Annotated in this window: 11 protein-coding genes; 3 read left to right on the plus strand and 8 right to left on the minus strand. The window is 56.8% G+C overall.

Annotated features, from left to right (window positions below):
- Positions 1-199: 199 nt before the first annotated feature.
- From Q0877_RS16905 to Q0877_RS16920, 4 genes are all read right to left on the minus strand, one after another.
- Entirely contained in the window at positions 200-436 is a 237-nt protein-coding gene (locus Q0877_RS16905) for a hypothetical protein (RefSeq protein WP_299170007.1), read from the minus strand.
- 120 nt (positions 437-556) lie between these two features.
- Positions 557-799 (minus strand): hypothetical protein, encoded by a 243-nt coding sequence (locus Q0877_RS16910; RefSeq protein WP_299170009.1) that lies wholly within the window; start codon positions 797-799, stop codon positions 557-559.
- A gap of 205 nt (positions 800-1,004) precedes the next feature.
- Positions 1,005-1,640 (minus strand): hypothetical protein, encoded by a 636-nt coding sequence (locus Q0877_RS16915; RefSeq protein ID WP_299170010.1) that lies wholly within the window; start codon positions 1,638-1,640, stop codon positions 1,005-1,007.
- A 902-nt stretch (positions 1,641-2,542) separates the two neighbouring features.
- Positions 2,543-2,794, minus strand: coding sequence for a hypothetical protein (locus tag Q0877_RS16920; protein ID WP_299170012.1), 252 nt, complete (start codon positions 2,792-2,794; stop codon positions 2,543-2,545).
- Between the two features lie 207 nt (positions 2,795-3,001).
- On the opposite strand from Q0877_RS16920, the gene Q0877_RS17150 reads away from it, so the two are divergent.
- Positions 3,002-3,373, plus strand: coding sequence for a nuclear transport factor 2 family protein (locus tag Q0877_RS17150; protein ID WP_367182195.1), 372 nt, complete (start codon positions 3,002-3,004; stop codon positions 3,371-3,373).
- 841 nt (positions 3,374-4,214) lie between these two features.
- Here Q0877_RS17150 and Q0877_RS16925 read toward each other — a convergent pair.
- Positions 4,215-4,397: a hypothetical protein gene (locus Q0877_RS16925; protein ID WP_299170014.1), complete on the minus strand. Its 183-nt coding sequence runs from the start codon at positions 4,395-4,397 to the stop codon at positions 4,215-4,217.
- Positions 4,398-4,774: 377 nt separating this feature from the next.
- On the opposite strand from Q0877_RS16925, the gene Q0877_RS16930 reads away from it, so the two are divergent.
- Entirely contained in the window at positions 4,775-5,116 is a 342-nt protein-coding gene (locus Q0877_RS16930; RefSeq protein ID WP_299170015.1) for a hypothetical protein, read from the plus strand.
- Between the two features lie 42 nt (positions 5,117-5,158).
- Here the strand turns inward: Q0877_RS16930 and Q0877_RS16935 are convergent, their stop codons facing one another.
- The gene (locus tag Q0877_RS16935; protein ID WP_299170016.1) at positions 5,159-5,446 is read right to left on the minus strand and encodes a hypothetical protein; all 288 of its coding nucleotides are present in this window, start codon (positions 5,444-5,446) and stop codon (positions 5,159-5,161) included.
- A 700-nt stretch (positions 5,447-6,146) separates the two neighbouring features.
- Here Q0877_RS16935 and Q0877_RS16940 point away from each other — a divergent pair.
- Positions 6,147-6,389 (plus strand): hypothetical protein, encoded by a 243-nt coding sequence (locus Q0877_RS16940; protein ID WP_299170017.1) that lies wholly within the window; start codon positions 6,147-6,149, stop codon positions 6,387-6,389.
- 113 nt (positions 6,390-6,502) lie between these two features.
- Here the strand turns inward: Q0877_RS16940 and Q0877_RS16945 are convergent, their stop codons facing one another.
- Both Q0877_RS16945 and Q0877_RS16950 read right to left on the minus strand, forming a co-directional pair.
- Positions 6,503-6,844 carry a hypothetical protein gene (locus tag Q0877_RS16945; protein ID WP_299170018.1) on the minus strand — a complete coding sequence of 114 codons (342 nt, stop codon included), beginning with the start codon at positions 6,842-6,844 and terminating at the stop codon, positions 6,503-6,505.
- A gap of 167 nt (positions 6,845-7,011) precedes the next feature.
- Positions 7,012-7,511: hypothetical protein (locus Q0877_RS16950; protein ID WP_299170019.1), on the minus strand; the 500-nt coding region annotated here is incomplete at its 5' end.

Below are 7,511 nucleotides of genomic sequence, written 5' to 3' on the forward strand. Positions count from 1 at the left end.
TTCGGTCTCGTCCGAAACAACACAGCCATCACCGCCACACGCTTCGAATAACCGACCTTCCCAGCACTTCCCAAGCACTAGAAATAGCGATCCATCACCGTGCAGGATAGACCCCTGCTCGCCCGCGTCCGAGTTAACAGGTGTCCAGCGGGTCCCAGTCCGTGCATCCACTCGATCCTGTGCGGGAGGGAATCCGCTCCTACGGCTCGCCGCGGTGTTTGCGTTCTGAGCTGAAGAAGAACAGCCCAAGGAACCCGACCATCAGTAGTGCGATGATGAGTAGTAACCATTGGGATTCAGCGAATGCGAAGTAGAGGCCTGCGGCGAGGAAAAACACGACCGGGATTACCCAGATCAGGCTGATAAACCTGCCACGTTCGCGGTATGTCCAGACCTGCCCTCGTTTGGGAAACATGACACGCCGTTCTGTAGCCATCCGCCAAGTAACTAGAGGGACGTGAATGACACGGAAATCCTCATATTCCTCACGTACGCCCTCTCAGGGTGATTCTCCTGTGAAAACAGGCATAAGAGAATAGCGATCCCGAACCGTGCGTTAGATGTGCAGCTGTCCCTGACGACGTGCAAGCCTGTAGGCGACCAGTGCGGCGGCGCCGAACACCAAGCCCAGCCCTCCAGCTGCGTACCCGAGAAGCCAGGCAAATCCGGCACCGATGTTTACACCGCCCTCCCCTGAGTCATTCATGAGAGCCCAACTTCCGATACCGACTCCAAGGAAACCGATCACCAGTAGGGAACTGCAGAGAAGGTGCAGGACCTTCGAACTTTTCGTGGTCATATCGTCTCGCTTCCATGAGCGTGGTCCGTACTGAAGCCTAACGCGGTCCAATCGCCATGAGTCGGCACAATGTAGTCCCCTCCGTCAATGTGAAGTACCCCAGTGGCAGCATTCCGATCCCTTACCGCGCAGGTTGCAATGCCCTATTCCTGTTCTGTCTCTTCGTCCGAGCAACGAGACAGCGGCCTTCCTGCTATCGCCCCCTTCAACTCTGATGAGCAGTGCGTGTGAGGAACTGACCCGAACGGCGGAAATCCCGTACGAGAAATACGATCCCAATAAGGAGGAAAAAGGTCAGACCTACGAAGATCCAGTCGAGAGGGCCGATCTGTCCGGCTCCGTCAATAGCTTGAGGAATGAAGATTAAGGGGTAGAACGGGACTATCAACAGCTGCGTTGCGAGGGACTTTCGGATCTGCACGGCCGCGCCGCGCGTCACCGCGAGATGCTCCGGAATGACGATTGCCTTTCCTGCTATCTGTTGGCGGATATGCTTTCGTTCCTCGCTCGTCAGCGAAAGGGTCACGTCGACCCTTCCGTATTCGGCTGCCGGCACTACTCTCTTCGAGTTGTAGATCAGGCCACCGATCATGGTGCCTAGCCCCGCGAGCATAAAGCCGAAGGCCAGGTACGACGGCCAGTCGCCGGCGGAGGCCCCAAATGCTAGAGCCGCCACCAAGGAGCCAATCGATATCAGCACGATCACGCCCACTAACCAGAATCGCGTGTAGTAGGCCTTCACAGCGGCGCCCAGTCCTTTGTCCGCTAACCCTTGGGCTCTCCTGGTTGCTTTAGTCCAACGTTCGTTGGACTCCGCCATGAGTTCCTCGATTCCGCCCATTGTTCCGTTCCTCGGCTTGCGGCTCCCAACACCGGTGGAATGGCTCGTGTTGATAGCTTGATGCTCACATCCTGAACCACCCAGCGTGTTAAGCCAATAAGTAGGCCAGCTTGTCGAGCACAGCTGGAACTCCCCACGGATCCCTCACCCCACGCTTTCTCGGGCGGGGCCAACGGGCTGGGAGGGTTGCAGGGAATGCCTTACGGTCTCAAGGGCCGACAAGGTAGTTTCATTCGGTGCAGCGCTTGGTTACCAGCCAAACGACCAGCATGAGTAAGGCGGGGAGTAAGGCCCCTGACGCTACGGCAAGACTCACAATCGACGGTTCACTTAGTACAACTGTACGCAGGACAAATATGCCCACACCCAACGCCGCAAAGAGGACGGTCAGTAGCAGCGCCTGTTTCGACGTCAACGCTCCGATCTTGCCGGGCTCTCTCATGGGGATAGCCTAGCGCCGCAGTTTTTCGACTCGCCTAAGAAAGGGTCCTTGAGGATTCTTCATCGGACCATAGGGAGTTAATTTCTTCGTCGTGCCAGGCTTGAAGGACTGACCAGTACAGCCGTATCGGGGGTCCTCCACCGTGCCCACCAGGTCTAAAAGAGACCACATACATCTCAGGAGGCGACGAAGAAGCGCGTGGGCTGGCCACACACCGACGAGAGAGCTATGTGCAGGCGATTCCCAGGGTTCTGCTTCAGTCACGCGCAGACATGAACATGACTACCCCGGCAGCAATGAAACACAACATGCCGATAGTTGAGTATCCCAGAGCCAGACTTCTAGAAGGCGGATTATCTTTCGGGCGCCTGACTGCTTGAAGAAGAGCAAGTGCTCCGAAGCAAAAGCCGATCAGGAACAGGACCAAGATAACCGGGAACATTCGAGCCTTCCGATCCAGTTAACGCATGACGCCGGTCACGGAAAAAATGAAGATGGCGAATCCCATAGCCATGCCCCCAAAAAGGGAAAGCATCAGATTCGTCGTCCTCTGTTCGTGGCTCCCGTCCAACTTCTCGGCAGTCTTCTCGCCGAGGATCTGAGACGTCGTTCCTCCGACGGTTTCACTGAGTTTGTCGCGCTTGATGTAGCCAATTACACAGATAGCAATGAGTAGCGGTCCGATTATGGCCCCCGGCCAGAAGACGGTCATTGCTCCTCCTCGGTCAGGGTCAGGTCTTCGAACCCTATCTGCCTACGACTGTTAGGCCAATGGGCGCGCAGCCTGCAGTCCGAACACGGTGAGCTAAGCAGATCAGCGAAGTTGGAGGGGAAGCATACCTAGTGGCCGCGCAAGCTGATCCTCCACCGGGCACCATTAGCCGTTTCGTAGGTGCCTCTTGGCTGACACACTGAGTGCATGCTCAATCAGGAAGTATTGGACGCAGCCCTAGCGCGAGCCGACGCTCTGAGAAGGGGCGACGGTGAGCAGCTACGCCTTTTTCTACACCCGCAGTTTCGATGGACCTCGCACACAGGCGATCACTTTGACCGCGATACCTACCTTGCATCCAACGTTGAGGGCAAAAACACTTGGCACGCTCAGACCCTTCAAGAGCCGGAGATAACGATGTTGGGTACGGCGGCTGTACTTACTTGCATCGTGAAGGACGATGTGTCGAGCAGCGACGGACGGAACCAATACCGTATGCCCATGACTCAAGTCTGGGTCTACGAGGAAACCTGGAAACTCGTTGCCGGCCATGCAGGTCCGCTCATTCCATCTATCTGACCATGGGATGCATACGCATCCATCCCCACCGCTCTTTCTCGGGCGAGTCGATAAGGGCCTGATAAAAATTGAGGGGCCGACAATCAACGGCAGTCACTGTCTGAAGTAGCCTGTCCACATGAGCGAAAAGCCAGGAAGAGTGCGTCGGGTGACGGACTTCATTGGTATTACTCAGTCCGCCCAAAGCCAACAACGCCGCCCAGTCGGATCGAAACCGTGGTGGATTTACGTTGTGTCAGTCGCCCTTCTTGCGTTCGTGATCACTCTCGCCGCTGGCGCTCTGCTGTAGGCAGTCACTGAACGAGATCCCTCGGCGCTCATTGAGAAGGAACGAGATGATTCGGGACGGCCCCGGTTCGGCGGTCGATCGACCGCCGCTGCTAAGTTGGGTGCAGGAGCTAGTCGGAGTGAGCGACGTCGCGACCTGATCAGGAGAAATCGATGGCAGCACCTTCCGGCAAACGGTGGGAACCGCTGGTCACCTCTGGCATGGCACGAGGTGGGTTGTGGTTTGTTGTAGTGCTATCACTACTGTTTTGGGGTCTTTATATCTGGACGCTCACACAAGGTGTCGAGTCATATGTCCCCTTCACGGCTCTTCTCTCATCAATAGCCCTAGTCCCGGCCTACCGTCACTACAAGCGAGTGAAGGCCAAAGAAGTAGCCGACTCAGCCCACGATAAGTGAGTTGTCGTTTAGGAGGCCCAGCTGCTGGATGCTCTGCGGGACCGACTATGCAAAGCACTTTTCCTAGCCAACGGACGATCCCTCACCGCACGCTTCCGGGAAGTGGCATCCGGGCCGGACGGCCAACCTGCTTCCTTGCAATCGTTTGAGCCATTTATTCGACGACGAGCACGATAAGTAGTCCGATGAGGGCGACCAGCGCCAGGGCGCCTCCCTGCAATCGGTGTCGTCTGTATGGTGTGTCGTTTGGCGGAATGGTCGTCATGACGAGCAGTACGAAGGCGAGCACTACTAGCAAGCCTGCGACGGCTGTCAGGATCCAGTCGAATGTCGTCATCTTGTGGAACTTTCCGTTCGTTGACACATGATCATTCCTGCTCGCTCATGAGCTGATCCTAATGAGGACGCTCATCGGATCAGTTCCACTTGCCGGATCGAGGCTGTGCGCCAACCGGAAAGCACTCTGCCTGATTTCAAGATCCAGCTCCATCACGAGCTCCAAACACAGACGTCTCCCGCGAGGCCCACCGAGAAGCACCTCTGAAGGAGTGTCATCAGCTCATCCTTACATCTACACCCGCAGTCGAGAACCGATCCCTTACCGGGCGCCTTTGCATAACGCCGGGTCCTGCCAGAAGGCGTCCGCACCCACCAGGCGTAGCATGATCAAAAGGCAAGCGACTCGCATCACAAGCATGTTCGTCGGAGGACAAGATGAAGTACGTTGCCGCGCTGATTGTTCTTCTACTATCCGGCGCCTTGTACTCGTGTTCGCCTACGGACAATCCCGAATCCGCTGAAATCATCGCCTTCGCTGACGGCGCGGATTCGACGGAGTTGGTGCTCATAGTTGCAGCACGCCCAGCCGATGGTGAAGGAATCGCTTCTGTTGTCAGTCAGAGCGAAGATCAGGTCGTTGTCCGTGCTGCTGTTGATCGTCCGCCTTACCCGGTTGAAGATGTCCGAGTGCATGTGAAGATTCCGATCTCCCTAGATGCACCTCTTGGCGACCGTGATTTGGTGGATGCGGAAGGCCAATTAATCGAGCGCGAGTGAATCGGCGGGCGGTGAGTAGATCGATCCCTCACCGCGTTCTGACTACTTCCCTGTATTCTCCGAAGGATCCGCGAGCTGAGTGGGGGCTTGGTTATCAGGGGCCACCTTCGACGAGGGGTTCTTTCGCTTGTTCAGCCACTGTTCGCGGTAGGCGTCCGTCTTCTTCGCTTGCTTGTTTCCCCAGCTGACCCCCAGATAGGCTCCCAGTGCGCATCCGATTCCAATCAGAGCGGTTCCGGAGTCCAAACCTAGGAAGAGGCTTGCTCCTAAAATGCCGGCTATTGCTGCGAATATAGCCGCCACCGTTATTACGGTCTTCCGGTTCTTCATTGTCTGACGTTAGAGCGCCCACGAGTATCTGCATAGGGGTATCCCTGACCGTTCGCCTTTCTAGGGCCGGCCTAGTGCATCTCCCGTAGGTTCTGGAACAACGCTCTGATAACGAATTCTCTATTCGGATAAAAGATTATGCCTGCTTGGTAGGTTCGAGAGATGGCACAACGACGTTCGTTCGGTCTGGCACTATCGGCTCTCTTTGCGGCTGTTCTACTCGCAGGATGCACTGCCCAAGGGGAGCCGGCGGCTGAAGACCCGCCGCCGACTAGTTCAACGACTCAAACTTCTACGCCCCTCGGGAACGCCGTTTCCGGCACTTACACCGGTACGCACACAATCGAACTAGGCGCACCGCCAGAGGAGGCTACACACATCCGCGTGGAACTGACCTGCCTCAGTTCCGGCACCATCCACTTACCAGGTGACGCGGAAGTTACTTGCGGCGAGGGCGCAGTTACCGCCGCCTTCTCATCCCTCCCGCTAACGCCTGGGCAAGAATCGATAGAGGTCAAGACCAGCGAGCCCACAGTCAGCTACGAGGCGACTGTCGTATACGAAAACGGCGCATCTGTTAAATAAGTCATTTCACCGCTGGACTGATGTTCTTGAGCGGGATCTCCCTCACCGCGTCACATGGCTGGCACCGACGCACGTCGTATTCTCATCACGGTGCAAGAGCGACATAGTTGAGCTCATGGACGACATCCTCGAACCTGCCCTGGTACGACAGCGCAAGATGAAGCGGTTGGCCAAGGCGCTTTTCGCTCTTGCTGTGCTGGCCGTGGTTCTGCCTGTCCTAATGGGACTGCTCGGCAACAACTTAGCTGTACCGGTGAGTCTGCTAGCCGCCGTTCTGATTATCGTTGGAGTGATTATCTGGATTCGATCTGACCCCGCCTATGCGAGAGCGCTGCAGAAGCGAAACCCACGCAGGTGATCCTCCACCGGGCCATTTTTCGGTGCAGGATCGGTTGGAGAGTGGAGGAGGAATCGCCGCCGGGCTTCATGGGGATGCAGTTACCCTCGCGGGGCAGCAGATGGCGGAGCGTCCTACTTTCGAGGTATTTCTCTGCCGTCTACATCCACAACTTCCCGATCGCCGACAGGCTGCTTTAAGGAAACGGGAATCTGAATGAAGATCCTGACATCCTCCACCGGTGCGGTTGGCTTCCTGATGGTTGCTTTCACCACAATGGCGTCCTCGTCCTGGCTGATTACCTCGGCGGCCCCTTCGGTATCAGCGAGTCCCGACGCAACGGTCAGAATGAGCTCATTCGGACCGGCTCCTTCGGCGTAGTCCAGAATCTCAGCGGCGTCGCTCGATCCTCCCTCACATGCGCACAAGGCGAGAGCAACAAGCAGGAGGCCAACCACGGAAAATCGGTGCCTCATCTGAACTCCTTACGCCTTCGTGATAAGGCTCATTATATTCGGCGCCATAGCGCGGCGGCTCTGGTTCTGTCAGAAAACGGGATCCCTCAGCGAACATCTGCATGGAGGGGTGCACGTCCTCTCAAACGGTGAGCGCCAGCGAGACCGATGCGCTTGTTGAGCTAACTTCACGGTAATTGCACCAATAGGTTGCTGTGAACCTGTTCCCAGCCTTCCTGAACTAAATCCGAGGTGTCGAAGTCGTCCGTGACAACTTCGGCGTCGGCATATCCAGTCATGCCAGCGGTTAGCGGTTGCACGCTCGACACAGATCCACTGCAGGCGGCGGTAGCACGCTCTGGGTCTTCAATAACGTTGATCACTACGCAGACACCCCGCTCACCGTTTGGAGTGCCCTGCTGCGCCAAGTAGAAATCGATGCCCTCCTTAGTGGCAGCGAACCGCACCGAGTCGGGATCGATCCCGAAAACCTCTGCTGATAATGACTCGGGGAACTCGTCTTGGGCTGTCTGATCGGCCTCAAGTGCTGCAATCGGGGAGGAACTACAGCCAGCGATACTGATACAGAGGCTGGCCAGAAGTATCGCCGTGAAGTAGTGCCCCTTAGAGTGGTGTAACGCCCGCCGGTGACCCGGCACCGCCCCGCAACGGGGCGCGGTCACCGTGT

It is taken from the genome of uncultured Arthrobacter sp. (genome assembly GCF_947495145.1).
Classification (GTDB): Bacteria; Actinomycetota; Actinomycetes; order Actinomycetales; family Micrococcaceae; genus Arthrobacter_D.